Source organism: Nonomuraea harbinensis, assembly GCF_019396385.1.
GTDB classification, from domain to species: Bacteria; Actinomycetota; Actinomycetes; order Streptosporangiales; family Streptosporangiaceae; genus Nonomuraea; species Nonomuraea ferruginea.
The window spans coordinates 82877-107669 of record NZ_JAHKRN010000019.1; the positions used below are offsets into that span (position 1 = coordinate 82877).

Annotated in this window: 21 protein-coding genes and 1 riboswitch; of the genes, 8 read left to right on the plus strand and 13 right to left on the minus strand. The window is 73.3% G+C overall.

Annotated features, from left to right (window positions below):
- Window positions 1–80: 80 nt before the first annotated feature.
- Entirely contained in the window at window positions 81–3230 is a 3150-nt protein-coding gene (locus tag KME79_RS20845; RefSeq protein ID WP_504739481.1) for an AfsR/SARP family transcriptional regulator, read from the plus strand.
- On the opposite strand, the gene KME79_RS20850 is transcribed toward KME79_RS20845, so the two are convergent.
- The 4 genes from KME79_RS20850 to KME79_RS20865 form a co-directional block, all read right to left on the minus strand.
- Window positions 3214–3975 carry an ABC transporter permease gene (locus tag KME79_RS20850; protein ID WP_219545854.1) on the minus strand — a complete coding sequence of 254 codons (762 nt, stop codon included), beginning with the start codon at window positions 3973–3975 and terminating at the stop codon, window positions 3214–3216. The genes KME79_RS20845 and KME79_RS20850 overlap by 17 nt on opposite strands.
- Window positions 3972–4916, minus strand: coding sequence for an ATP-binding cassette domain-containing protein (locus tag KME79_RS20855; RefSeq protein ID WP_219545855.1), 945 nt, complete (start codon window positions 4914–4916; stop codon window positions 3972–3974). Before KME79_RS20855 ends, KME79_RS20850 begins: the two co-directional genes overlap by 4 nt.
- A 72-nt stretch (window positions 4917–4988) precedes the next feature.
- Window positions 4989–5483, minus strand: coding sequence for a signal peptidase II (locus tag KME79_RS20860; protein WP_148031827.1), 495 nt, complete (start codon window positions 5481–5483; stop codon window positions 4989–4991).
- Window positions 5484–5626: 143 nt separating this feature from the next.
- Window positions 5627–6571, minus strand: a complete 945-nt coding sequence (locus tag KME79_RS20865; RefSeq protein WP_219545856.1) for an alpha/beta hydrolase family protein — start codon at window positions 6569–6571, stop codon at window positions 5627–5629.
- A 145-nt stretch (window positions 6572–6716) separates the two neighbouring features.
- Here KME79_RS20865 and KME79_RS20870 point away from each other — a divergent pair, with 145 nt between their 5' ends.
- Complete coding sequence (locus KME79_RS20870; RefSeq protein WP_219545857.1) at window positions 6717–7301, plus strand: TetR/AcrR family transcriptional regulator; 585 nt, start codon at window positions 6717–6719, stop codon at window positions 7299–7301.
- Window positions 7302–7313: 12 nt separating this feature from the next.
- Here KME79_RS20870 and KME79_RS20875 read toward each other — a convergent pair whose 3' ends face one another.
- A complete protein-coding gene (locus KME79_RS20875; protein WP_219545858.1) occupies window positions 7314–8765 on the minus strand; it encodes a family 43 glycosylhydrolase in 1452 nt (483 codons plus the stop codon).
- 213 nt (window positions 8766–8978) lie between these two features.
- Here KME79_RS20875 and KME79_RS20880 point away from each other — a divergent pair, with 213 nt between their 5' ends.
- The 3 genes from KME79_RS20880 (at window position 8979) to KME79_RS20890 (ending at window position 11053) form a co-directional block, all read left to right on the plus strand.
- A complete protein-coding gene (locus tag KME79_RS20880) occupies window positions 8979–9425 on the plus strand; it encodes a hypothetical protein (RefSeq protein ID WP_219545859.1) in 447 nt (148 codons plus the stop codon).
- Between the two features lie 108 nt (window positions 9426–9533).
- A riboswitch (cyclic di-AMP (ydaO/yuaA leader) is annotated at window positions 9534–9667 on the plus strand.
- Window positions 9668–9679: 12 nt separating this feature from the next.
- A complete protein-coding gene (locus KME79_RS20885) occupies window positions 9680–10573 on the plus strand; it encodes a D-alanyl-D-alanine carboxypeptidase family protein (protein WP_219545860.1) in 894 nt (297 codons plus the stop codon).
- A 105-nt stretch (window positions 10574–10678) separates the two neighbouring features.
- Entirely contained in the window at window positions 10679–11053 is a 375-nt protein-coding gene (locus KME79_RS20890) for a DoxX family protein (RefSeq protein ID WP_219545861.1), read from the plus strand.
- A gap of 21 nt (window positions 11054–11074) precedes the next feature.
- Here KME79_RS20890 and KME79_RS20895 read toward each other — a convergent pair whose 3' ends face one another.
- The 3 genes from KME79_RS20895 to KME79_RS20905 all read right to left on the minus strand — a co-directional run bounded on the left by KME79_RS20895 (window position 11075) and on the right by KME79_RS20905 (window position 12968).
- Window positions 11075–12079, minus strand: a complete 1005-nt coding sequence (locus KME79_RS20895) for a LacI family DNA-binding transcriptional regulator (protein ID WP_219545862.1) — start codon at window positions 12077–12079, stop codon at window positions 11075–11077.
- A 72-nt stretch (window positions 12080–12151) separates the two neighbouring features.
- Window positions 12152–12538 (minus strand): VOC family protein, encoded by a 387-nt coding sequence (locus KME79_RS20900; protein WP_219545863.1) that lies wholly within the window; start codon window positions 12536–12538, stop codon window positions 12152–12154.
- Between the two features lie 43 nt (window positions 12539–12581).
- Window positions 12582–12968 carry a RidA family protein gene (locus KME79_RS20905; protein WP_148031819.1) on the minus strand — a complete coding sequence of 129 codons (387 nt, stop codon included), beginning with the start codon at window positions 12966–12968 and terminating at the stop codon, window positions 12582–12584.
- Window positions 12969–13040: 72 nt separating this feature from the next.
- Here KME79_RS20905 and KME79_RS20910 point away from each other — a divergent pair, with 72 nt between their 5' ends.
- Entirely contained in the window at window positions 13041–13928 is an 888-nt protein-coding gene (locus KME79_RS20910) for a LysR family transcriptional regulator (RefSeq protein WP_219545864.1), read from the plus strand.
- Between the two features lie 8 nt (window positions 13929–13936).
- Here the strand turns inward: KME79_RS20910 and KME79_RS20915 are convergent, their stop codons facing one another.
- Both KME79_RS20915 and KME79_RS20920 read right to left on the minus strand, forming a co-directional pair.
- Window positions 13937–14677, minus strand: a complete 741-nt coding sequence (locus KME79_RS20915) for a hypothetical protein (protein WP_148031817.1) — start codon at window positions 14675–14677, stop codon at window positions 13937–13939.
- A gap of 42 nt (window positions 14678–14719) precedes the next feature.
- On the minus strand, window positions 14720–15514 hold the full coding sequence (locus tag KME79_RS20920) for a universal stress protein (protein WP_219545865.1): 795 nt from the start codon (window positions 15512–15514) through the stop codon (window positions 14720–14722).
- Window positions 15515–15748: 234 nt separating this feature from the next.
- Between KME79_RS20920 and KME79_RS47040 the strand changes: the two genes are divergently transcribed.
- On the plus strand, window positions 15749–19564 hold the full coding sequence (locus KME79_RS47040; RefSeq protein ID WP_308248994.1) for a DUF8744 domain-containing protein: 3816 nt from the start codon (window positions 15749–15751) through the stop codon (window positions 19562–19564).
- Between the two features lie 195 nt (window positions 19565–19759).
- On the opposite strand, the gene KME79_RS20930 is transcribed toward KME79_RS47040, so the two are convergent.
- The 3 genes from KME79_RS20930 to KME79_RS20940 all read right to left on the minus strand — a co-directional run bounded on the left by KME79_RS20930 (window position 19760) and on the right by KME79_RS20940 (window position 23194).
- Window positions 19760–19975, minus strand: coding sequence for a hypothetical protein (locus KME79_RS20930; RefSeq protein ID WP_219545866.1), 216 nt, complete (start codon window positions 19973–19975; stop codon window positions 19760–19762).
- Window positions 19976–20252: 277 nt separating this feature from the next.
- Window positions 20253–20993 (minus strand): DUF2249 domain-containing protein, encoded by a 741-nt coding sequence (locus KME79_RS20935; RefSeq protein ID WP_219545867.1) that lies wholly within the window; start codon window positions 20991–20993, stop codon window positions 20253–20255.
- A gap of 164 nt (window positions 20994–21157) precedes the next feature.
- Window positions 21158–23194, minus strand: coding sequence for an AfsR/SARP family transcriptional regulator (locus tag KME79_RS20940; protein WP_219545868.1), 2037 nt, complete (start codon window positions 23192–23194; stop codon window positions 21158–21160).
- 59 nt (window positions 23195–23253) lie between these two features.
- On the opposite strand from KME79_RS20940, the gene KME79_RS20945 reads away from it, so the two are divergent.
- Window positions 23254–24744, plus strand: coding sequence for an MFS transporter (locus KME79_RS20945; protein ID WP_219545869.1), 1491 nt, complete (start codon window positions 23254–23256; stop codon window positions 24742–24744).
- Window positions 24745–24793: the final 49 nt, after the last annotated feature.

The window sequence follows — 24793 nt, forward strand, 5'->3', positions numbered from 1 at the left end:
CTGACACGGCCGCTGACGCGACTCAGCTTCCTGCCGCCCGACGGTCCGGGACGCCGCCGAGGTTCGGCACAATGGCCCCTGTGCGAGTTGGACTGCTCGGGCCGTTCGAGGTCCGCAATCCCGACGGGGCCGTGGTGGAGGTCCCCGGGGTCCGGCTGCGCGCGTTGCTCGCCGCGCTCGCCCTCGAACCCGGCCGGATCGTCCCCCGTACGAGACTGGTCGACTGGATCTGGGGGCGGCGACCGCCCGCGGACGCGGTGAACGCCCTGCAGGCGCTGGTGTCCCGGCTGCGCAGGGTGTTACCCGACGGGGTGATCGAGGCGGATTCCGGCGGCTACCGGCTGGCCGTCGCCCCCGATGCCGTGGACGCGTGCCGGTTCGAGCGCCTGACCGGTCAGGCCCGTGCCGCCGAGCCCGCGGCCCGGGCGGACCTGCTGCGCACGGCCCTGGCCTTGTGGCGCGGCACGGCGATGGCGGACCTCGCGCTGCGGGACAGCGAGCTGTTCGACGCCGCCGTCAGGCGGCTGGACGAGCTCCACGTGGCCGCGCTCGGGGACCGGGTGGACGCGGACATCCGCCTCGGCCGCGGCTCGGAGCTGGTCTCCGAGCTGACCGACCTGGTCGCCGCGTACCCGCTGCGCGAGGGGTTCGTGGCGGCGTTGATGCGGGCGCTCGCCGAGGCGGGGCGCACGCCCGAGGCGCTGACCGTCTACCAGCGGACGCGTGAGCGGCTGGCCGAGGAGCTGGGCGCCGACCCGTCGGCCGAGCTGTCCGCGCTGCACGTCGCGCTGCTCCGCGGCGAGGTGGGCGAGCGGGCGGAGCACCGCCGCACCAACCTGCGCGCCGAGCTGACGAGCTTCGTCGGCAAGGACGAGGACGTCTCCGCGGTCGCCGCCCTGGCCGTCAGGCACCGGCTGGTCACCTTGACCGGGCCGGGCGGCTCGGGTAAGACGAGGCTGGCCGCGGAGACCGCCCGGACGATGCTCGCCGAGCTGCCGGACGGGGCGTGGCTGGTCGAGCTGGCCCCGGTGCGGGCGGGCGGTGAGCTGGCGCAGGCCGCGCTCACCGCGATCGGCCTGCGCGAACAGGCCCTGCTCGGCGGCGTGCGGGGCGGGGACCGGACGGACCGGCTCATCGCCGCGGTCCGGGAACGCGCGATCCTGCTGATCCTGGACAACTGCGAGCACGTGATCGAGGAGGCCGCGGCCTTCGCCGATCGGCTGCTGGGGGAGTGCCGCAGCCTGCGGATCCTGGCCACCAGCAGGGAGCCGCTCGGGATCACGGGGGAGGTGCTGTGGCAGGTCGAGCCGCTCGCGCTGCCCGCCGAGCGGGCGGACCCCGCCGAGATCGGGTCCTCGCCCGCGGTGCGGCTGCTGCGCGACCGCGCGCGCCTGGTGCGCCAGGACCTCGGCGCCGACGCGGCCGCCCTGCCGGCCATGGCGCGGATCTGCCGGGCGCTCGACGGGATGCCGCTGGCGATCGAGCTCGCCGCGGCACGGCTGCGCACGATGTCCGTCGATCAGCTGGCACGCGGGCTGGACGATCGGTTCCGGCTGCTGACCAGCGGCAGCCGGACGGCGCTCCCCCGGCACAAGACGCTGCGCGCGGTCGTCGACTGGAGCTGGGACCTGCTGAGCGAGGCCGAGCGACGCGTGCTGCGGCGGCTCTCGGTGTTCTCCGGCGGGGCGAGCCTGGAAGCGGCCGTACGGGTGTGCGGGGACGAGTCGTCCGGCGGGGAGCAGGTGTTCGACGTGCTGACCGCGTTGATCGAGAAGTCGCTGCTGCTCGCCGACGGCGGGGGCGCGATGCGCTACCGGATGCTCGACACCATCAGGGAGTACGCGGCCTACCGGCTCGCCGAAGCCGGGGAGACCGAGCCTGCGCGCCGGGCGCATCTCGCGTACTTCACCGAGCTGGCCGAGACGGCCGATCCGCACCTGCGCCGGGCCGGGCAGCTGGAATGGCTGGCCACGCTCGACGCCGAGCACGACAACATCACCGCGGCCCTGCGCCGGGCCATCGCCGGGGGATGGGCCCAGGAGTCGATGCGGCTGGTCGCGGCCGCGGGCTACTTCTGGTATCTCGGCGGGCACCGAGCCGAGGGCGCCGAGCTGAGCGTCGCGGCGGCCTCGCTGCCCGGCGAGGTGTCCGACGAGGTGCGGGCGATGGCGTACCTCATCGTGACCATGTTCGTGACCGCCGGGATCGGCGGTGACCAGTATCAGGCGCGGGAGTGGATCCAGGAGGCGCACCGGTTGGCCCGGCGCAGCGGGTCCCGCCGCCCGCTGCTCGGCTTCGTCGAGCTGCTGGAGCGGACGCTGCGGGGCCCGGCGGAGTTCATGCCCGCGTTCGAGCCGCTCATCGCCGGCGCCGATCCGTGGGTGCGCGCGCAGGCCAGGCTCACCCGGGGCCGGTTCCGGCTCACGCTCGGCGGCGACGAGACCGACGTGGACCTCGACGCCGGGACCGCGCTCGCCGAGTTCCGCGCGCTGGGCGACCGGATGGGCATCGCGCTGGCGCTGACCTTCCTGGCCGACCGGCTCGCCACCCGCGGCGAGTTCGCCCGCGCCTGCGAGCACCACGAGGAGGTCGTCGGGGCGCTGACCGAGGTGGGCGCCGTCGAGGACGTGGTCGGCGTGCGGGCGCGACAGGCCCAGCTGTACTGGCTGCTCGGCGACGAGCGGTCCAGCGCGTCCGCCATGGCGGAGGCGCAGCGGTGCGCGGGCGGGATCGTCTGGCCGGACGCGCTCGCCGAGCTGGCGCTGTCGAAGGCGCAGCTGGCGCGCTGGCGCGGTGAGCCGGACCAGGCGCACGAGCACCTGGCCACGGTGCGGGCGGTGATGGGCGAGCCGGGCATGCCCGGCTCGGTCCACGCCATGACCATGCACCTGTACGGCTACCTCACCGAGGACATCGAGGAGGCCCGCGCCTACCGGAAGGAGGCGTTCCGCGCGGCCGCGGCCACGGAGCACCCGCACCCGCCGATGATCGCCGAGATGCTGATCGGGATCGCGGACCTCGCGCTGCGCCAGGGGGAGTACGAACAGGCCGTGCGGCTGCTGGCGGCGAGCGACGGTGTACGCGGCACGCCGGACCGTTCGCAGCCGGACGCCGCCAGGATCGCCGCGGCCACGCGGAGCCGCCTCGGCGAGACCGTGTTCGCCGAGGCGTTCCGTGCCGGTCAGCGGCAGGACTGGCGCGAGCTGGCCGGGATCACGCTCGCTTCGTGAACGTCCTGCGCGCCCACAGGTAGCCGACCAGCGTGAGCCCGGCGCACCAGGCGACCGCCGTGATGGCTGGGCCCGCCGACGGCGTGCCGGACAGCAGCCCGCGCAGGGTCTCGATGATCGAGGTGAACGGTTGGTACTCGGCGAACTGCCGCGCACCCGGCCCCATCGTCTCGGCCGGCACGAAGGCGCTGCTCAGAAAGGGAAGGAGCATCAGCGGGACCCCGGCGAGTCCCGCGCCTTCCGGCGTCTTCGCGGCGAGCCCGGATGCGACGGTCAGCCAGCCGATCGCCAGCACCGTCAACGCGACGATGCCGATCGCGCCGAGCCACTGCGGGAGACTCGCCGCCGGCCGGAATCCCAGCAGCACCGCCACCCCGATGATGATCGCGATGGCCACCATGGTCCGCAGCATGATCGCGATCACGTGCGCGTTCAGCACCGCGGCCCTGGACACGTCCATGACGCGGAGCCGGTTGATGAATCCGGTCGTCATGTCCGAGTTCACCGCGGTCGCGGTGGGGCCGATGCCGTAGCCGATGGTCATGATGATCAATCCAGGCGTCGCGTAGTCGACGTAGTCGGCCCCGACGTCGAAGGCGCCGCCGAACACGTGGACCATGAGGAACATCACGAACACCGGCACGAACACGGCGTTGAACAGCGTCAGCGGATTGCGCATCGTGTGCCTGAAGTCGCGCCGCACCATGGTGGCGGAGTCCGCCAGGAAAGCCGAGAAGGCGTTCATCGGGCACTGACCTCCTTGTTCCCGTGCCCGGTGAGGGCGAAGAAGACGTCATCCAGATCCGGCGTGTGCACCGACAGTTCGCCGACCTCCACCGCATGCGTGTCGAGCCGTTCGAGCAGCGCCCGGAGCGACCGCACCCCGCCGTCGCCGGGCACCCGCAAGGTCAGCTCCTCGTCGTCCCTCGTGGACCCGGGCAGGACCCGCGCCGCGGCGTCGAGTTCCTCCCGGCTGGTGAACCGCAGCCGGACATGACCGCCCGGAACCCGGCGCTTGAGCTCGTCGGCCGTGCCCTCGGCGACCAGCCGGCCCTGGTCGAGCACGGCGATCCGGCCGGCGAGCTCGTCGGCCTCCTGGAGATACTGAGTGGTCAGGAAGATGGTCGTGCCGTCGGCCACGAGTTCCCTGATGATCTGCCACATGGTGCGGCGGCTGCGCGGATCGAGTCCCGTCGTGGGCTCGTCCAGGAAGATGATCCGCGGCTTGCCGACCAGCGTCATGGCCAGGTCCAGCTTGCGGCGCATGCCGCCCGAGTAGGACGCCACCAGCTTGCCCGCCGATCCGGCCAGGTCGAACCGGTCGAGCAACCGGCCGGCGATCCTCCTGCCCTCCGCCCTGGGCAGGTGCAGGAGGTCCGCCGTCATCAGCAGGTTCTCCTCGCCGGTGAGGAGGTCGTCGACCGAGGCGAACTGCCCGGTGACCCCGATGGCCGCGCGCACCGCCTTGGTCTCCGTGGCCACGTCGTGCCCGGCGACGACGGCCTTCCCGGCGTCGGGGGCCAGCAGCGTGGTCAGCACGTGCACCGTCGTGGTCTTCCCGGCGCCGTTGGGCCCCAGCAGGGCGAAGACCGTGCCGGTCCGGACGTCCAGGTCGACGCCGTCGAGCACGACCTTGTCCTTGTACGCCTTGCGCAGCCCGGAGGCGGCGATGGCTGAATCGTTCATGGCGCCCACCATCGCCGGCCGCTCTGACACGGGGCCGTCGCCGGGCTGACGCGGCCGCTGACACGGCCCTGGCTACGAGCTCGGGCGCTCCCCGGCGTCCGCGCCGGCCAGGGGGATGCCGCGCACGGTGAGCACCATGAGGACGACGCAACTGGCGGTCAGCGCGATGTCGGCGACGTTGCCGACGAACAGGCCGCCGTAGTCGATGAAGTCGACGACATGACCCTGAGCGAAGCCCGGCGGGCGGAACAGGCGGTCGAGCAGATGGGAGGTGGCGCCGCCGAGCAGCGCGCCCAGCACGACGGTCCAGGCGGGCGAGCGCAGCCGCCGCCCGGTGTAGAGGATGCCGGCGACGGCGGCGGCCGCCGTCAGGGTGAACACCCACGTCGCGCCGGCCCCTATCGAGAACGCGGCACCGGGGTTGAACAGCAGCCGCAGCTGGATCAGCTCCGGGATCACCGTGACGCGCTCGCCGCCGGAGAGCGCCGAGACCGCCCAGAGCTTGGACGCCTGGTCCACGGCGAGCACCGCCGCGGCGAGCACCAGCATCCATCCGTAGGGCCGCATGCCCCGTCCCGGCTCCCGGGACCCTCGTCCGATCGGCACCTTCGACCTCGCCATCCGATGACCGTTTCGCCCAATCTAGCGGCCACGCGAGGGGGAGACGCCCGATACGGTCCGGGTGACGAGGAGGGCCGGCGGGCGGGGCTTCAGTCGGAGTCGACGCGACCCAGCGGGTCGGCGCTCTCCAGCAACGCCGCGCGCGCCGCCGTCCAGCCGGAATCCTCCGGGTCGAGCGCGCTGCGCAGGTAGGCCGTGGTGAGCCGCTGGATCAGGGCGACCCGTTCGGGGTTCTCGTCCGTCGTCTCCGTGACGTCGCGGCCGACGATGCCGCCGAGCCCGTGCTCGGCCCCGAACAGCGTGAGCAGGCTCTTGCCGCCCGGGCTCAAGGTGTACGGGTCGGTGAACCAGTCCGGCCCCCGGACGGTCAGGTGGGACTGGTCCCGGTCGCCCGCGACCACGAGGGCCGGTGTGGTCATGTGGCTGAAGTCCGGGTTCATGAAGGGCATGTGCTCGGCGGCGAACGGCGTCAGGTCGGCGCCGCCCCGGCCGGGCGCGGCGAGCAGCACACCCGCCTTGACCCTGGGGTCGGACAGGTCCTGTCCCGGCCCGCCTTCGGGATCGACGATCCGCGCGCCCAGCAGCATGCTCGCCGTCTGGGCGCCCCAGGAGTGCCCGGCCACGGCGACGCGGCTCCGGTCGAGACGCCCGCTCAGGCCGGGGACGGCGGCTTCGACCAGGTCGAGGTGGTCGAGTACGCGCTTCAGGTCCTCGACCCGGAACCGCCAGATCAGCGGGGTACGGGGATCGTCGGGCGGAAGGTTCAGCGTCCTGGAGTCGAGATGGGTGGGCTGGACCACCGCGAAGCCGTGGGCGGCCCAGAAGCCGGCCAGCGGGTCGTACCCGTCCATCGACCAGCCGAAGCCGTGCGAGAAGACGATGATCGGCAGGTCGCGCCCGGCGGCGGGCGCGGACACGCGCACCTGGAGGTCCTCACCCCGGCCGGGGGCCGGCAGCACCACCGGCCGCGCCGAGAGGACCGGGAGGGGCGCGCCCTGGGCCGCGTGTGCGGGCGCGATGACTGATCGGCTCATAAGAAGGTCTTCCTCGTTCGTGGGTGAAGTGGCCGGCGTGGTTGGCCGGCGGGCGCCCGCTCTGGCATCATGAAAGAAGCGGGACAGCGTCCCGTTTGACGATACGGGACACTGTCCCGTTTAGCAACACCGGAGGCACGGCGCGATGAACGACGGCGAGCGGGGCGCGGGGCGCGCGGCCCGGCCCAAACGGGCGGACGCCCGGCGCAACGAGAAGAACCTGCTCGACGCCGCCGGAGAAGTCTTCGTCACGTCGGGCGTCGACGCGCCGATACGCGACATCGCGGCCAAGGCGGGCGTCGGCACGGCCACGATCTACCGTCACTTCCCGACGCGGGCGGATCTGATCATCGCCGTCTACCGGCACCAGGTCGAAGCCTGCGCCGAGGCCGGTCCGGCCCTGCTGGCGACCAGTGCCACGCCGTACGCCGCCCTGGAGCGCTGGATCAACCTCTTCGTGGACTTCCTGGTCACCAAGCACGGGCTCGCCGCCGTCCTGCAGTCCGACAACGCCGGCTTCGACGCCCTGCACGCCTACTTCCTCGACCGGCTCGTGCCCGTGTGCGCCCGGTTGCTCGAAGCGGCCGCCGCCGCCGGCGAGATCCGCCCCGGCCAGGACGCCCTCGAACTCATGCGGGGCATCGGCAACCTCTGCGTCGGCGCCGGCGATCCCCGCTACGACGCCCGCCGCATGGTCGGGCTCCTCGTCGCGGGGCTGCGCCTCGGCTAGGGCCTCTCCTGGTCAGGAGACGGTCCACTGCTGGGCGTTGTTGCCGTTGCAGGTCCACTGCCGCACTTCGGAGCCCGGGGCGGTGCCGAAGTTGTAGTTGTCCAGGCACAGGCCGCTGTGCCGGTTGGTGAGGGTGGAGTAGCCGCCTCCCACGGACGTGACGCGCCATTGCTGGACGGCCAGGCCGTTGCAGGTCCACTGGCGTACTTCTGAGCCTGGGGTGGTGCCGAAGTTGTAGTTGTCGAGGCAGAGGCCGCTGTGCCGGTTGGTGATCGTGGAGTAGCCGTCGGCGGCCGGGGTGATCTGCCAGTCCTGCGTGGCGAGGCCGTTGCAGGTCCACTGGCGGACCTCCGCGCCCGGCGTGGTCACCCAGTTGTAGTCGTCCAGGCAGAGGCCGCTGTGCCGGTTGCGGATCCGCACCGTGGCAGGGGTGGGCTCGCCCGAGGGGCCGGGGATCACGGTCGAGGTCGAGACGGGGACGCCGAGGTTGGGCGTGCCGTCGGCGTTCCAGGAGATCTTCTGCACCCGGGTGGTGCGGGTGGTGCCGCAGCCCTGGCTCGACGAGGAGTTGGCGTGGTAGGCGATCCAGGTCTCGGTGCCGTCGGGCGAGGTGAAGAAGGAGTGGTGGCCGGGGCCGTAGACGCCGTTCGCGTCGTTGCGCTGGAAGATCGGGCTGGGGAACTTGGTCCAGGACGCGGCCGACAGCGGGTCACCGCCGCGGTACTCCAGCATGCCGAGCTTGTAGTTGGGGCCGTTGCAGTGGCTGGCCGAGTAGGTCAGGAAGGTGCGGCCGCCCCGCTGCAGCGCGAAGGAGCCCTCGTTGACGGCGCCGTTCTGACGCTCCCAGTCCAGGGTCGGGGCCGAGATCCGCCTGCCGAACGCGCTCGCCGTCCACGGGTTCGACATCGGCGCGATGAACAGCGACTGCAGGCCGTCGGACGCGAACGCCGAGAACGTCATGTAGAGGTTGCCGTCGAGCTTGAGCAGGCTGGCGTCGATCGCCCATCCGTTGTCGGGCATCAGGTTGACGATCCCGCGGACGGTGTAGGGCCCCATCGGGTCGGACCCGGCGCTCTCGGCGACGTGCGTGCGGCGGGGCAGGCTGCCCTGCTCCACCGAGTAGTACAGGTACCAGCGGCTCCCGACCATCTCCAGGTGCGGCGCCCACATCGTGTTGCCGCCGGTCCGTACGACGACCTGCTCGGGCGCGCTGCGCAGCCCGGCGATCGTCGCCGAGCGGCGCATGACCACGTCGGAGTTCCACGTCGTGGCGACGTAGTAGTAGAAGCCGTTGTGGAAGACCAGCGTCGGGTCGGCGCTGTTGGGCGTCGGGACGACGGGGTTGGTGAAGGACGGGCCGGGCGCCGCCTGGGCGCGGCCGGTCGTGAACAGGGCTGACAGGACGATCGTGACGACGGCGAGCGTCAGGATCCGGCGCGCCGTGCCCGGCAGGGAAGCCAACACGAGGACTCCTTGGGGGGTGGGGTCGACTGGTTGTGTTAGCGCTAACACAACCGGTTGCTTCGTCGTGCTCACTTGCTGGTGGAGAGATGTGTGCCAAGTGTTAACGCCAACACCGCAACCGTCAAGGGCGCCTCCGTCGCCGGCTGGGAGGTAGGGCAACCTTCAGAGTGCCTGAAGCTTCCGCTAAGCTTCAGTAACCCTGAAGGTTGGAGGATGAACGTGAGGGATCACGTCCTGCTGTCCGTGCACGTCCTGGCGGCCATCGTGTTCGTCGGGGGCTCGGCCGTGGCCGCGAGCCTGTTTCCCCGCTACGCCCCCGTGGCGGGCCCGCCGGGCGAGGGCGAGCGCAGCCCGGCCGTGGCCGCCGCGCTGCACCGCATCACCCGCGGCTACAGCCTGTTCGGTCTGGTGGTGCCCGCCGTCGGCATCGTGATGGCCCTCGCGCAGGGCCGGATGGGGGAGCTCTGGATCGTCGCCTCGATGGCGCTGACCGGCGTCGCGGCCGTCCTGCTGGCCACCCAGATCTACCCGCGCCAGCGGGACGCGCTGCGCGACCCGGACGACGGGAGCCGGCTGCGCGCGCTGTCCATGCTCGCCGGCTTCTACAACCTGGTCTGGGCGGCCGTGGTCGTGCTGATGGTCGTCCGGCCGGGAGCGTGACCGGCGATAGCGCCGGTCAAATCCGAATTGTGGTGAGTTGCGGCGTTTGTCGGATTGCATTACGTTAAGGCTTCATTTGCCCAGACCGTGCGTGCCCCACCCCCGGGGAGCGCACGGCCGCCGAATCCGTTCGCGGAGCCGGGGACCCATTCCCCTTGGGGTGAATCGGCGCACCACGCGCCGTAGGGCACTTCCACGCCCGAACCCGTCAGCTAACCCGGTAGGCGGCATGGAAGCTAGGAGCAAGCCCCCAGATGAACGTCACCCACCGGTTCGGCGGAGCGCTGATCGGCCTCGCCGTCGCCGCCGCGGCGCTGACCGCCGGCAGCACCGCCGCCCACGCCGCCCCGCCGGTCGCCACCCCCGTCGACGCCGCGCACGCCCCAGCCGCCCCCGCCGTCCTGGCCACGGCCGCCCACCTGGTCGACGCCACCACCGGCCAGGTCCACTTCAGCAAGGAGGCCGACCTGCGCAGGCCGGTCGCCAGCCTCACCAAGATGATGACCGCGTACGTGGTGCTCCAGCGGGCCGAGCCCACCGACGAGGTCGAGGTCACCACCGCCGACGTCGGCTACGCCGCCAGGGGCGGCGCCGCGGTCGCCCACCTGCGCGCCGGCGACACGCTGACCGTCGAGGACATGCTGCACGCGCTCATGCTGCCCTCCGGCGCCGACGCCGCGCACGCGCTCGCGCGCACGTACGGGCCGGGCGTCGAGGAGTTCGTGGCCGCGATGAACGCCACCGCCCGGCAGCTCGGCATGAACGACACGCTGTACGTCAACGCGGACGGCATGCCCTACGGCGGCGGCGGCCACTCCACCGCCCGCGACCAGGTCCGCCTGGCCCAGAAGGTGCTGGAGAACCCGACCCTGGAGAAGGTCACCTCGACCCAGTACCACACCGTCCCCGCGACCTCCGAGCGCCGTTCGTACGCGTGGCGCAACACCAACCGCCTGCTCGGCACCCCCGGCGCGCTCGGCGTCAAGACCGGCTACACCCGCGCCGCCGGTTACACGCTCGCCTTCGCCGCCGATCGGGGCGGCAGCCGGCTCGTCGGCGTCCTCCTCGGCGAGACCAGCTCCAGCCGCCGCTTCCAGACCGCCGAGGCCCTGCTCGGCTGGGCCGGCGCCGCGGCCGCACAGCGATAGCGGTCTCCGTACGAGCGGCCCGGCCAGGGCCGCTCGCACGGACGGACCGCCGCACCCTCTAAGGTCCTGTTGAACATTTCAAGCCGCGTGAGAACGGGACCCCCCATGAACCTCGCACTGTGGATCGTCGCGGGCCTGCTGGCCGCCGTGTTCGGTGTGGCCGGGCTGATGAAGCTGGCGCAACCCAAGGAGAGGCTCGCGGCCTCCGGCCTGGCCTGGACGGAGGACTTCTCCGCCGGCGCCGTCAAGGCCATCGGCGGGCTGGAGGTGCTGGCCGCGCTCGGGCTGATCCTGCCGGCGACGTTCGGCGTCGTCCCGATCCTCACCCCGCTGGCGGCGGCCGGGCTGGTCATCGTCATGATCGGCGCCGCGGTCACGCACGGCCGGCGCGGGGAGCATCCGGCGATCGCCGTCAACGTGGTGCTGCTCGTCCTGGCCGCGTTCGTGGCCTGGGGCCGCTTCGGCCCCCATGCCTTCTGACGTGACAGCTCGGCCCGGGATTCACGGGTGCGCCGTCGAGACCCGCTCCACCAGGTCAGGCTGGAAGACCACGTGACGGTGCTCGTGGCCGCCGGGGCTGTTGGCCTCCTCCAGCAGCATCAGCGCCGCGGTGCGGCCCAGCTGCTCGCGCGGCTGGCGGATCGACGACAGCGGCACGGCCGCCGCCGCGGCGAAGTCGATGTCGTCGTACCCGAGAATCGCCACGTCGGCGGGGACCCGCAGGCCGCGCTGGGTGAGCTCCTGCAGCACGCCCATCGCCACCAGGTCGTTCGCGCAGAACACGGCGGTGGGCCGCTCCTCGCGGGCCAGGCCGGCCAGCTCCTTGCCGGCCTGGCGGCCGGTGGCGACGGTGAGGTCCGGCAGCGGGATCACGGTCAGCTCGCCGTCCGGGCCCAGCACACCGGCCAGGCCGTGGTGGCGGTCCTCCACCTGGCGGACGGGGAACGGCCCGCCGGCGAAGGCGATCCGCCGGTGACCCCGGTCGAGCAGGTGCCGCCCGGCGAGCCGGCCGCCGAGCACGTCGTCCACCGAGACGGCGCACCCGTAGGAGTGGCGTGACGAGCTGTCGAACGTCACCACAGGGATGCCCCGGGAGATCAGCCCGCCCAGCCGCTCCCGCTGGCCCGAGGCGTTGACCGGGGTGATCAGCACGCCCAGCGGGCGCTCCTCCTCGAACATGCGCAGCAGCCGCGCCTCCCGGGCGGCGTCCTTGCTGCTGTTGACCACCATCACGTTGACGTCCACGTCCTGCGCGGCGGTCTCGACGCCGTTCAGCACGTCGATGAAGAACGGGTTGGTCAGGTCGAGCGCGACCACGGCGATCGTCGTGCTGCGCCCGGCCCGCAACTGGCGGGCGGAGCCGTTGCGCACGTAGCCGAGCTGGGCCACCGCCGCCTCCACCCGCATGCGGGTCTCCCTGGCCACCATCTCGGGCCGGTTGAGCACGTTGCTCACGGTGCCGACGGAAACCCCGGCGAGTCGGGCGACGTCTTTGATGCTCGGCATCGTTCCTCGGTCATGAAGTGCGGCGGCGCTTGAACCGTATCAATGCTACGGGCGCCCCCGAGAGACCGCGTCTCAGCGCGGATCGCGCCGCAGCGGATGCTCGGGCGGCACCTCCACCAGCACGATCCGGTGCCCGTCGGGGTCGGCGATCCAGAGCTCGACCAGCCCCCACGGCTCCCGCCTGGCCTCGCGCAGCACGGTGACGCCCGCCCGCCGCAGCCGCTCCTCCTCCCGGCCCACGTCGCGGACCTGCAACCACAGCATCATGCGCTCGCCCGCCGGTCCGCCGGAGTGCCCCGACAGTTCGAGGAACCCCTGCCCGAGGAAGAAGACCACGCCGGGATGGTCCGGCGGGCCGAACTCCCGGTAGACGGCCAGGCCGAGCGTCTCGGCGTAGAAACGGCGGCTGCGCTCCAGGTCGCCGGGGCGCAGCAGTACGCGGCTGCTCAGCACTTCCATGACCCGGAGCGTTCCCCGCCGGCACCGGATCAGGCGCCGCCGGTCAGGACGGGCGGCGCGCGTACACCTCGATCTCGATCTTCATGCGCGGGTCCGCGAGCCCGCAGACCAGCATCGTCGCGGCCGGGCGGACCTCGCCGAAACAGCGGCGCAGCGCGGGCCAGCAGGGCTCGAAGTCGGCGCGGTCGGGCAGCAGGTAGCGCACCCTGACCACGTCGCCGAAGCCGCACCCCGCCTCGGCGAGCGCCGAGCCGATGTTGCGCAGGCACTGCTCGGCCTGCTCCACCACGTCGCCGGAGATCGTCATGGTGGCGTAGTCGAAGCCGGTCGTCCCGGACACGTGCACCCAGTCGCCGTCCACCACGGCGCGGGCGTAGCCGATCTGCTCCTCGAAGACCGAACCGCTGAGGATGGCGCGTCGCTCTGTCATGCGCGGCACGATAGGTGATCGGCGGCGATACGTCGAAGACGCGTGGGCTCATGGACTGATATCTCTGGGCGTATGGACCGTCCCGAGCTTCCGCTGCACCACCTGCACGCGTTCGCCGTGCTCGCCGAGGAACTCCACTTCGGCCACGCGGCCGTCCGCCTCGGCATCGCGCAGCCGCCGCTGAGCCAGCAGATCCGCCGCCTGGAGGAGAGGGTCGGCCACCCGCTCTTCCACCGCGAGCCGGGCCGGATCTCCCTCACCGCCGCGGGCCGGGAGCTGCTGCCGGCCGCCCAGCGGGCCCTCGCCGGCGTCGCGGCCGGGCTCGCCGCCGCGCGGGACGCGGGAAGCGGGCGGACCGGCCGGCTGCGGATCGGGTTCGCCGCCTCACTGGCGCTGACCGTGCTGCCCGGCCTGCTGCGCGCCTTCCTGGAACGGTTCCCCGAGGTGCGGCCCGACATCCGCGAGATGACCACGGCCCCGCAGCTCGCCGCCCTGCACGACGGGACGATCGACGTCGGCCTGCTGCGCGAGCCGCACTCCGGTGAGGCGGAGCTCGGCTTCGCGACGGTGCTGACCGAGCCCTTCGTCGCCGTCCTGCCGTCCGCGCATCCGCTGGCGTCCCTCCGGTCCGTCCCGCTGGCGCGGCTCGCGGACTCGCCGTTCGTGCTCCTGCCCCGCGCGGCGGGGCCGGGCCTGTACGACCAGATCACGGACCTGTGCGCCGGCGCGGGCTTCACCCCGCGGATCGGCCGGCACGCGGTGGAATGGCTGACGGTGTGCGCCCTGGTGGAGGCCGGGCTGGGCGTGTCACTGGCCCCGGCGAGCATCCGGCGCGTCCGGCTCGCCGGGGTCGCCTTCCGCGCGATCACGCCCGGCACGGCCCGCACCCGCGTCGCCGCCGCCTGGTGCCGTGACGACCCGAACCCGGTGGTCGCCAACTTCCTGGCGACGCTGCCCTGACGAGGGGGTCACGCGACCTTGGCGGACGGCGCCTTCCACGTGTTGCACGCACCCGGCTTGCCGGCCTTGTGGCCCTGCCCGGCCCAGTGAGCGCGGTTGGCGGGCTTGCCGTCGTTCTTGGCGAACCTGGCATACGCCTTGGGCTGAGCGGACTTGAGGAAGGCCGGCCAGTCCTTGACGGTGCGGCCCAGGCTCTTCACCGACACGCCCTGGAGGCAGTCGGACTGCAGGCCGTACCGGCGGTTCTGCTCGTTCATCACCTTCTCCGAGCCGTCGTTCCGCAGCGCCCACCAGGCCCGGCCGATGCCGGTCTGGCCGAGGACGACGCCGCTCCACGTCCGGGTGAGCGAGGAGAGGATCTTGTCGTCCTTCTTCGCCCTGATCCAGTCGTCGGCCAGCCGCACCTTGATGACGGTGCCGCAGACCTCGGAGAAGGACTCGCGCAGGTCCATGCCGCTGGAGCAGGACTGGAGGTCGTCCTTGGCCCTGAACTCCACCTTGACCGGCTGGAAGTCCTTGATGGCCGGCTTCCACGCCTTGTTGAGACAGCCGACGAGCTTGGTGATGTACGTCCTGGTCGAGGCGGCGGTCGTGCCCTTGGCCGCCCCGCAGGAGACCTTGGGCAGCTTGGCCGCCTTGTAGAGCGCGTTGTGGGTCAGTTCAGGGGCGCCCTTGACCGGGTCGGCGTGGGCCGCACCTGACAGAAGCACCACACCGGCGGCCACCGCCGCCGACAAACGAATGATCATGACGCGGAATCGTACGGCCCGCGCCCGTGGAATGGCCAGCCGTCACGTCACGTCACGGGTGATCATGACCGGGCAGGGCGCGTGCTGGGCGCAGTACTCGCTGGTGGACCCGAGCAGGACGCCTTCCAGCCGGCTGCGGCCGTGGGAACCGAGGACGAGCAGGTCCGCCTCGGCGCCGAGCCTCGTCAGCACGTCGGCGGGGTGGCCCTGGACGACGAGGGGCCGGGCCTTGACGCCGGTCTCGGCCAGTTCGCGGTCCAGCGTGCGCTCGCCCCACTCCATCAGCCGGTCGGTGTCGGGCTTGACCAGTTCGATCCCGACGGAGTCCCAGTGCACGGCGTGCACGGCGTGCAGGTCGACGCCGCGCAGCGCGGCTTCCTCGGCCGCCACCCGCAGGGCGTGCCGGGCGTGCTCCGATCCGTCGACCGCGGCGATCACATGGCTGTGCGAGTCGGACAGGCGCGGCAGGTCCGGGACGACGGTCACCGGGCAGGGCGCCTGGTACAGGCAGGCCTTGCTGACCGAGCCGAGCAGCAGCCCGGCGAGCCGGTTGTGGCCCCGCGAACCGACGACGAGCAGGTCACCGGGGGAGCAGGCGGCGATGAGGCCGGCCGAGGCACCGCCGTGGCCGAAGCGCGGTTCGGCGTAGCCCCGGGTGATGTCGCCGGCCGCCCGGCGCAGGTCTTCCTCGGTCTTCTCGCCGGTCGCCGATGTCCGGTCCGGCAGGATCGTCCAGGGCTGGAGCTCGGCGCGGTGCAGGCGAGCCTGGCCGAGCGCCCACCCGAGCGCCCTGACGGAGCCCGGCGAGCCGTCGAATCCGGCGATGACGCGTTCCACGGAAATGTCCTCCTTGGCGTGGTGGAGCAGATGATCTCGCGGCGTGGTCGCTTGTCGAGGGCGGTGGGGCGCCCCATACCCCGGGTCACGCTCCGTACGCGGCTTCCTTGACCCCGTCTGCCGATCGGGTGGAAAAGGACTTTGGTCCTTCCCGAGATGACCTTCGGCCCCCGACCGGCGGCCTGAGCTCGCCCTACGTTGGTCACGTCCCTCCCGGAAGTGGAGCAACCGCCCGTGCCGACGACCCGTGCGCACCCCGGCCCCCGCCTGGCCGCCGGGCGGCTCCCCCTGCTGGCCGGGGCCGCGGTGGCGCTGGTCGCGGGCCTGTTCGGCGGAGTGGCCCTGCTGGTCGCCTGGCTGCCCGCCCCCGCGGCGTTCACGGAGCAGCACGGGCCGCTGATGGCGCTGGGCTTCCTGGGCACGCTCATCTCGCTGGAACGGGCGGTGGCGCTCCGGCAGCTCTGGGGATACGCGGCCCCCGCGCTGTCCGCTTTCGGGGCGGTCGCCCTGGCCGCCGGCGCCGAACAGGCCGGCAAGGCGGCGCTGACCGCCGCCGCCGGCTGGCTGGTGGCCGTCTACGTCGCGCTGCTGGGCCGGCGGGTGAGCCGCGAGACGCTCATGCAGCTGGCCGGCGCGCTGGCCTGGTTCGGCGGCGGCCTGCTGTGGCTGGCCGGACGGCCGATCCCGGAGCTGGTGGTCTGGTTCGCCGCCTTCCACGTGCTGACCATCGCCGCCGAACGGCTGGAGCTGGCGCACGTCGTCTTCCTGCGACCCGGGGCGTGGGGCGGCCTGGTGGCCGCGGCCGCGCTGGTCGGCGGCGGCGCCCTCGTCTCGTTCGCCGACCCGGCCATGGGCGCGCGGACGGCCGGGGCCGGGATGGTCCTGGTCGCCGTCTGGCTGGCCTGGCGCGACGTGGCCCGCCACACCGTCCGCGGCTCCGGCCTGCCCCGGTACGCCGCCGCGTGCCTGCTGGCCGGCTACGCCTGGCTCGGCGTGGCGGGAGCCCTGTGGGCCGCCACCGGCCTGTCGTCCGGCCGCTACCTGTACGACGCGGCCCTGCACGCGCTGTTCCTCGGATTCGTGATGTCGATGGTCTTCGGCCACGCCCCGGTGATCCTGCCGGCGGTGCTGCGGGTGCGGCTCCCGTACCGGCCCGTTCTGTACGCGCCGCTGACGCTGCTGCACGTGGCCGTGGCCGCCCGGGTCGCCGGTGACCTGGCCGCCCTGGACGCGGTCCGCACACTCGGCGGCGTCCTGGCCGTGTTCTCCCTGCTCTTGTTCGCCGGATGCGCCGTCGCGGCGTCGCGCTCGCGGTCCGGTCACGATAAGGAGGTGCCGGCGGTGAACCCCGTCGAGATCCGTCAGAGGCCGGGTGCCCCGAGCACGCCGCCGCAGCGCCCGCGCGCGTCGTGGCACCTGCGGGCGAACGCGATCGTGGTCGGCTGGCTGGCCCTCACCGTCGCGGTGGCGCTGGCCGGCGACGTGCTGCCGGCGCCGCGCTGGCTGCTGATCCACGTGTTCCTGCTCGGCGGGGTCTCCACCGCGATCCTCATCTGGAGCGAGCACTTCACCGTCGCGCTGCTGCGCACCAGGACCCCCGCGCAGACGGCGAGCCTCACCCGGCTCGCGCTGCTCAACGCCGCCACGATCGCGATCCTGTACGGGGTCGCCGCCGGTCCCTGGCCGCTCGCCGCGGCCGGCGCGGGCGTGGTGGTGGCCGTGGTGCTGTGGCACGCGTACGTGCTGGTCGCGCTGCTGCGCCGGGCGCTGCCCGGCAGGTTCGGGCACGTCATCGGCTGGTACGTGAGCGCGGCCGGCGCTTTGGCGGCCGGTGGCGTGCTCGGCGGGCTGCTGGCCGCGCACGTCCCGCACGCCGATGCCCACGAGCGCATGCAGGCCGCGCACGCCGAGGTGAACCTGCTCGGCTGGGTGGGGCTGACCGTGCTCGGCACGCTGTTCACGCTGTGGCCGACCGTGCTGCGCACCCGCATGCCCGATCGGACCCGCCGGGCCTCCAGGATCGGGCTGTGGCTGGCCGCCCCCGGCCTGGCGGTGACCGTGGCCGGGCTGCTGACCGGCTGGCGGTGGGCCGCGGTCGCCGGGCTGGCCGCCTACGCGGCCGGCACCGTGGCGGCGCTGGCACCGCTGGCCGAGGCGGTGCGCCGGCGGCGCCCGCACACCGGGGCGGCCTGGACGATGGGAGCGGGCGTCGTCTGGTTCGGGATCGCGCTGGCCGCGAACCTGGCGATCGTGGCCACCCGTCCGGCCGCCGAGGTCACCGCCGGGCTGGATCCGCTGCTGCCGCTGGTGCTCGCCGGGTTCGTCGCCCAGGTGCTGCTCGGCTCGCTGCTGCACCTGCTCCCTGCGGTGCTGGGCGGCGGCCCGGCCCGTTTCAAGGAGAACGCGGCGCTGCTGGAGCGCGGCTGGGCGGTGCGGCTGGCGGCCTTCAACCTCGGGGTGCCGCTACTGGCGCTGCCGGTGCCCGCGCCCCTGCGCCTGCTCGGCTGGGCACTCGTGCTCGCCGCGACCGCCGCGTTCGTGACCCTGGCCACGATCGCCCTGACCCGTTCCCGAGCGCTCGGGCGTACGCGCCCCGCAGCCGAGAAGACAACCGTCACGACACCAGGCCACGGCCCCACCGGCGGCGTCGCGCCACGCAGCGGCTCCATCGGTGGCGCGACGGCCGACGGTAGTGACGGGACTGGTGGTGGGTGGCGGCGGGCTTGGCCCGGGCTGGCCGGGGTGGTGGTGGGGATTCTGCTGACGGCGGCGGCGGTCGTGGTGTCGACGACCGGTGGTGAAGGGACGGCGGAAAGGGTCACCGCTACGGGGGCGCGGACGGTCGAGGTGACCCTGGCCGGGATGAGCATCAGGCCCTCGGTGATCGAGGCCGCCCCCGGCACCGTGCTGACGCTGCGCGTCACCAACACCGACGCCCAGCGGCACGACCTGCGGCTGGCCACCGGCGAGCGCACCCCGCTGCTGGGCCGCGGCGAGAGCGCCACGCTCACGCTGCCGCCCCTGGCGGAGGCGGTCGACGGCTGGTGCACCGTGGCCGGGCACCGCGCCGCGGGCATGACCATGCGCATCGTCCCCGCCGGCACCGCGCACGGCGGCCACGCCACCGGCGGCGACACCGGCGGCGACACCGGCGGCGACACTGCGGCCCCCGCCCGCCTCGACCTGTCCGCGCCCATGTCACCGGAATGGACCCCGCACGACGCGACGCTCAAGCCCGCGCCGGGAGGCGTGGAACACCAGGTCGAGATCCGCGTGGACGACCAGGCCGTCCAGGAGGTCGCGCCCGGCGTGCGGCAGCGCGTGTGGACGTTCAACGGCAAGGTTCCTGGCCCGGTGCTGCGCGGCAAGGTCGGCGACACCTTCACGGTCACGTTCGTGAACGGCGGCACGATGGGCCACGGCATCGACTTCCACGCCGGGGCGAACGCGCCGGACGAGGTCATGCGCACCATCGAGCCGGGCGAACGCCTCACCTACCGCTTCCGCGCCGGGCACGCCGGAGCCTGGCTGTACCACTGCTCGACCATGCCGATGACGCAGCACATCGCGAACGGCATGTACGGCGCGGTGATCATCGATCCGCCGGAGCTGCCGGAGGTGGACCGCGAGTACCTCCTGGTGCAGGGCGAGCTCCACCTCGGCGAGCCGGGCGGCGACGCCCAGGTGGCCAAGATCCGCGAGGGACGTCCCGACGGCTGGATGTTCAACGGCACCGCCGCCGGGTACGACCACGCGCCACTGGCGGCGAAGGCCGGGGAGCGGGTGCGGATCTGGGCCGTCGCCGCAGGTCCTAGCTCGGGCACGGCACTGCACGTCGTGGGGGCGCCGTTCGACACGATCTACAAGGAGGGCGCGTACCGGCTGCGGAAGGACGACGCGGGCGGCGCGCAGGTGCTGGATCTGGCCCCCGCCCAGGGCGGCTTCGCCGAGCTGGTCTTCCCGGAGGCGGGCACGTACCCGGTCGTGGACCACACGATGCGCCAGGCGGAGGCCGGCGCGCACGGCCTGTTCAAGGTGAGCGCCCGTTGAGCGGAGCCATGCCCGCCCTCGCACCCCACCGCCGCGCCAGATGCGGACGTCGTGGGCGCCCCAGCGGCGGCGGGAGTCGTCGCCGAGAGTGGGCAGTTCGCCGACCAGGTCGAAGCGGCCCGGGCGTCGAGGAAGGTGAAACCGGCGAAGTTCGGCGGCCGGGTGAGGTGGGCGCAGACGTCAGGCACGCAGACGTCAGGCACAGGGCGCGGCCCAGGAGGTTGGCGGTTCCGACCGGTCGTTGCCGACGATCGCCGGGGCGGTGGTGAGGGTGTCGAGCATCCACTGCAGGCCGGGGCGTGCCGTCGGCTGCGTGGGGCGGCGGCGCGGGATGGCGTTGCCGCCGTTGGTTTCGTGCGCGAGGCGCGGCAGGTGGGCGCGTTCGAGCTTGGCGTAATACTTCACGCTCATCCCGGCACGCTCGGGAGTGATCTTGGCGCGCCGGGAGGTGAGGAATTCGCGCACTCAGAATGGCCGGGTGTTCGCTCAGGCCGCCGTCGAATCCGGCGAGCGTCACTCCGGAGGATGCCGGTCGTGCTGTGGCTCGGCTACCAGGCTGTGAACTTGATTGACATGCTGCCGTGCGCGGCAGTTCGCCGTGATGTTGCCGCGGCTGACGGACGCGACCGGCTCTTGACCATCATGGCAGCCCTTGTGGCGCTCTGGCCGAGGTGGCCGGGCCTTGTGGTCAGGGACGGCCGATGCGGACCTTCCAGACAGTCGGGCCCGACTCGAGGTACTCCCAGGTGAACTCGCCGGGGTGCTCGGCGGCGAACTGGTAGTAGAGAGGTTTCGGGTCATGGTCGTTGACCAGCACGAACGCCGTACGCACGGTCAGTTCGCCGAACGTGGCGAAGATCTGCTCGTGGCGCTGCGCCGGGACCAGCCGGCGCACGTCGAGCTCCGGCGACTCGGCCGGGGCCCGCTCCTCCTCGACGGCCTCGACGGTGTCCTGCTCGCCGCCGAGGACCTCCTGCATGCCCTTGAGCAGGGCGGCGAGGTCGACTCCCGCGTCCGCCAGCGCGGGCAGCAGGATCTCGTTCTCCTTCTCCACGTGGCTCTGGAAGACGGCGTTCAGCGCCGTGGCTGCGGCGGAGATCTCTCCCGGGGAGCCGGCCGAGGCGAGGTCGCCGACCAGCTCGCGCAGCGTCAGGTGCTCGTCGTGCATCGCCCGCACCAGCAGCCTGGTCCTGGGCAGGTCGGCGGCGACGCGGTACACCGTCTCCTCCTCCGCCATGGCGTGCGGGAGCACCTCCTGGTTGCAGAAGTCGACCAGCACCCCGCGCCGGGCCGCGGGCGACGCCAGACGGTCGATCGAGCGGCTGATGGTGAGCGCGTGGTCGGACATGGTCCGGCCGAGCTGGTCGTGGTGGGCGCGGATCGTCGCCAGCACACCGTCCTGAGTGCCGCGGTCCGTGGATGCGGTCATGGGTTCAGCCTTTCTGTCGGGTGAGCAACGGGGCGCGGCCGCGCGTACTCGGCATGCTGAAACGCTAGGCCGCGGTTCCGGCCCGTGTCACCGGCTACAAGTCACCGGGCGCGCGGGCACTTGGACCCCGGTTTCCGGGCCCTTCGCCTCTGGCGGGCGATAGCTCACGTGGCCTGCAGGTCACGCAGGCCCGGCTCCTCGGTCAACCGGCCGGCCTGCACCCAGTACCAGCCGAGCGAGGCGGTGAACCGCTCGGTCAGCCGCGTGTCGCCCAGGCTCATGGCGGCATCGAGCGCGCCGCGCAGGTTGGCGGCCTCGGCGTCCAGCCGCCGGATCCAGCGGTGCCGCGCGGGCCCGCTCCGGTACGACTCCGCGCACTCGGCGAGCTGGGTGTAGTAGGTGGCGTACCAGCTCAGGACGCGGTCGTGCTCGCCTGCCTCGCGCAGGCGCTCCAGCCCGTACGCGGCCACGGACTCCAGCAACCGGTACCTGTCGCCCGACCGTACGATCAGCGACCGGTCCACCAGCCGGGCCAGCAGATCGGCGACGTCGTCCGGCGCGAGGTCCGGCCCGCGGGCGGGCGGCGCTCCCTGGATCGGCACGGGCACGGCGCAGACCCGTTCGGCGGCCTCCAGCGTGCAGCCGCCCACGTGGACGGCCAGGCGGCGCAGCACCACGCGTTCGGGCTCGGTGAGCAGCTCCCAGCTCCAGTCGAGTGCCGCCCTGAGGGTCCGCTGGTGGGCGGGGCCGGCCCGGCGTCCCGCCGACAGCAGCCGGAAGCGGTCGTCCAGCCGCGCCGCCAGGGCCGCCACGCCCAGCGAACGCGTCCGGGCGGCGGCCAGCTCCAGCGCCAGCGGGATGCCGTCGAGGCGGCGGCAGATCACCTCGGCGGCGTCGGCGTCCCCGGCCGTCAGCGCGAAACCCGGCTGCGCGTCGGCGGCCCGGGCGGCGAACAGCCGCATCGCCGCCCATACGTCCAGCGGCGGCACCTCCCGCACCACCTCGCCGGTCACCCCCAGAGGCTCCCGGCTGGTGGCGATGACGCACAACCCGGACCCACCGCGCAGCAGCCGCTCCACAAGCTCGGCCACCGCCTCCACCACATGCTCGCAGTTGTCGAGCACCAGCAGAGCCCGGCGATCGCCGAAGACCGCGGCGATCGACTCCCCCATTCCGCCGGGCACCCCGAGTGTCGTCGCGATGGTTTCGGCCAGGTCCGGGCCCGCGGTGACCGATGACAGTTCCACCAGGTACGCGCCGCCGGGGAAGTCGCCGGCGAGCCGGTGGGCGGCAGCCAGGGCGAGGCGGCTCTTGCCGACGCCGGCCGTGCCGGTGAGCGTCACGAGCCGGGTCGTGGGTGGCAGCGCGGCCAGTTCGTCGAGGGCCTCGTCGCGGCCCACGAGCTCGGTGAGCGGTTCGGGCAGCCGGGCGGGGGCGGGCGCCGGGACGACCGCCGGGCGGCGCAGGCCGGGGCTCTGCTCCAGGATCGCCTGGTGGAGAGCGGCGAGCTCGGGGCCGGGGTCGAGGCCCAGCTCGTCGCGGACGCGCTCACGCAGGGACCGGTAGACCTCCAGCGCCTCGGTCTGCCGCCCCGAACGGTAGAGGGCGCGCATGAGCAGCCCGTGGAAGCGTTCCCTCGTGGGGTGCTGAGCGGCCAGTTCGGCCAGCTCGCCGATCTGGGACGAGTCCTGCCCGAGAGCCAGCCGTACGTCGGCGTAGTCCTCCAGAGCCGTCAGCCGCTGCTCCTCCAGCCGGGCCGCGGCCCCCCGCACGAGCGGTTCGCCGGGGAAGCCGGCGAAGGCCGGGCCGCGCCACCACGACAGCGCCTCGGCCAGCAGGGCGGCTCTCTCCCGGGGGTCCCGGGCGGCTCCGGCCCGGCCGGCGACCTCGCGGAAGCGGCGGGCGTCGGTGTCGCCGTCGACCAGGTAGCCCGGCGACCGCGTGACGATCAGCTCCCTGGCACCCGGCTCCGCCTCGTCCAGCGCCCTGCGCAGCTGCGACGCCTTGGCGCGCAGCGCGCCCAGCGGGTTGCCCGGCGGCTCCGGCCCCCACAGGTTCCCGATCAGCCGGTCGGCGGCCACGACCTGCCCGTCTCCGGCGAGCAGGCAGGCCAGGAGCGCCCGTACCTTGAGCTCGGGCACGCGCACGGCACGCCCGTCGTCGGCGATCACCTCGAGCGGCCCGAGTACGGCGAAGCGCATGGATCTCACCCTAAGCAGTTCCGAACAGGACCCGAACGTCCGCCCTCCAGGCTGATCGCATGACGACCACCACGACTTCCCCCAGGACCGGGGCGCGGGCGTGGCTGGGGCTGCTCGTGCTCGCCCTGGCCACGCTCCTGCTCGCCGTGGACAACACGGTGCTGATGCTCGCGCTGCCTCACCTGGCCGCCGACCTGAACCCCAGCGCAACCGAGCTGCTGTGGATCACCGACGTGTACGGGTTCATGATCGCCGGATTCATCATCACCATGGGCTCGATCGGCGACCGGATCGGCCGGCGCAGGCTGCTGCTGATCGGTGCGGCCGCGTTCGCCGCCGCCTCGCTCGTGGCCGCGTACTCCACCACGACCGTGATGCTGATCGGCGCCCGCGTGCTGCTGGGGATCGCGGGCGCCACGATCGGGCCGTCCGCGCTGGCGCTGGTGGCCGGGCTGTTCGCCGACGCCAGGCGGCGCGCCCTGGCCATCGGCGTGTTCACCGCCTGCTTCATGGGCGGGGCGGCGGCCGGGCCGGTGATCGGCGGGGTGCTCCTGGAGCACTTCTGGTGGGGTTCGGTGTTCCTGATGGGGGTGCCGATCATGGTGGCCGTCCTGGTGGGCGGTCTGGTCCTGCTGCCGGAGACCAGGGCCGAGGGCTCCGGCAGGCTCGACCTGGCGAGCGTGGCGATGTCGCTGGCCGCGATCCTGCCGCTCGTCCACGGACTGAAGGAGCTGGCCGACGATCCGGGGCAGCCGGTGGCGTACGCGGCCCTCGGCGTCGGGCTGGCGTTCGGCTGGGCGTTCGTCCGGCGGCAGCGCCGGCTGGCGGAGCCGCTGGTGGACCTGCGCCTGTTCGGCGACCGCTCGTTCAGCGCGGCCCTGCTGATCCTGGCGCTGGCCATGGTGCTGCAGGGCGGCGTCTACCTGTTCGTGAGCCAGCACCTGCAGCTCGTCGAGGGCCTCTCGCCGCTGGCCGCGGGCCTGTGGATGGCCGTCCCCGCTCTGGGCCTGGTCGCGGGGTCGCTCGCGGCGCCGCTCGTCGCGGGCGTGTTCCGGCCGGGCCTCGTCGTCGGGGCCGGGCTGGTGATGTCCGCCGCCGGGTTCGCCGTCGTCGTGGCGGGCGACGGCCTCGGCACGCTGATCGCGGGTGTCACGATCGCCTTCCTCGGCATGGCGCCCGTGGGCGCGCTGGGGCTCGGCCTCATCGTCGGAGCGGCGCCGCCGGAGCGGTCCGGGTCCGCGTCGGCGATGGCCGAGTGCGGCGGCGAGCTGGGCATCGCGCTCGGCATCGCGCTGCTCGGCAGCGTCGGCACCGCCGTCTACGGCGGCACGGTCACCTCGCCGCACGCGGGCGGCTCGCTCGGCGAGGCGCTGACCGCCGCCGCCGCGCTGCCGCCGGGACAGGCCGCGGACCTGGTGGCGGAGGCGCAGGCCGCCTTCACCCAGGGGCTGCTCGTCGTCACGGCCCTGAGCGGGGTGCTCGTGCTCGGCCTGGCCGTGACCGCCATGACCTTGCTGAGGCATCTCCGCCCGATCGGCGGGGACCGGTAAGCACCGCCGCCGGAAGCGGGATGACGGCCCGCCGGGACGAGGGGCGAAG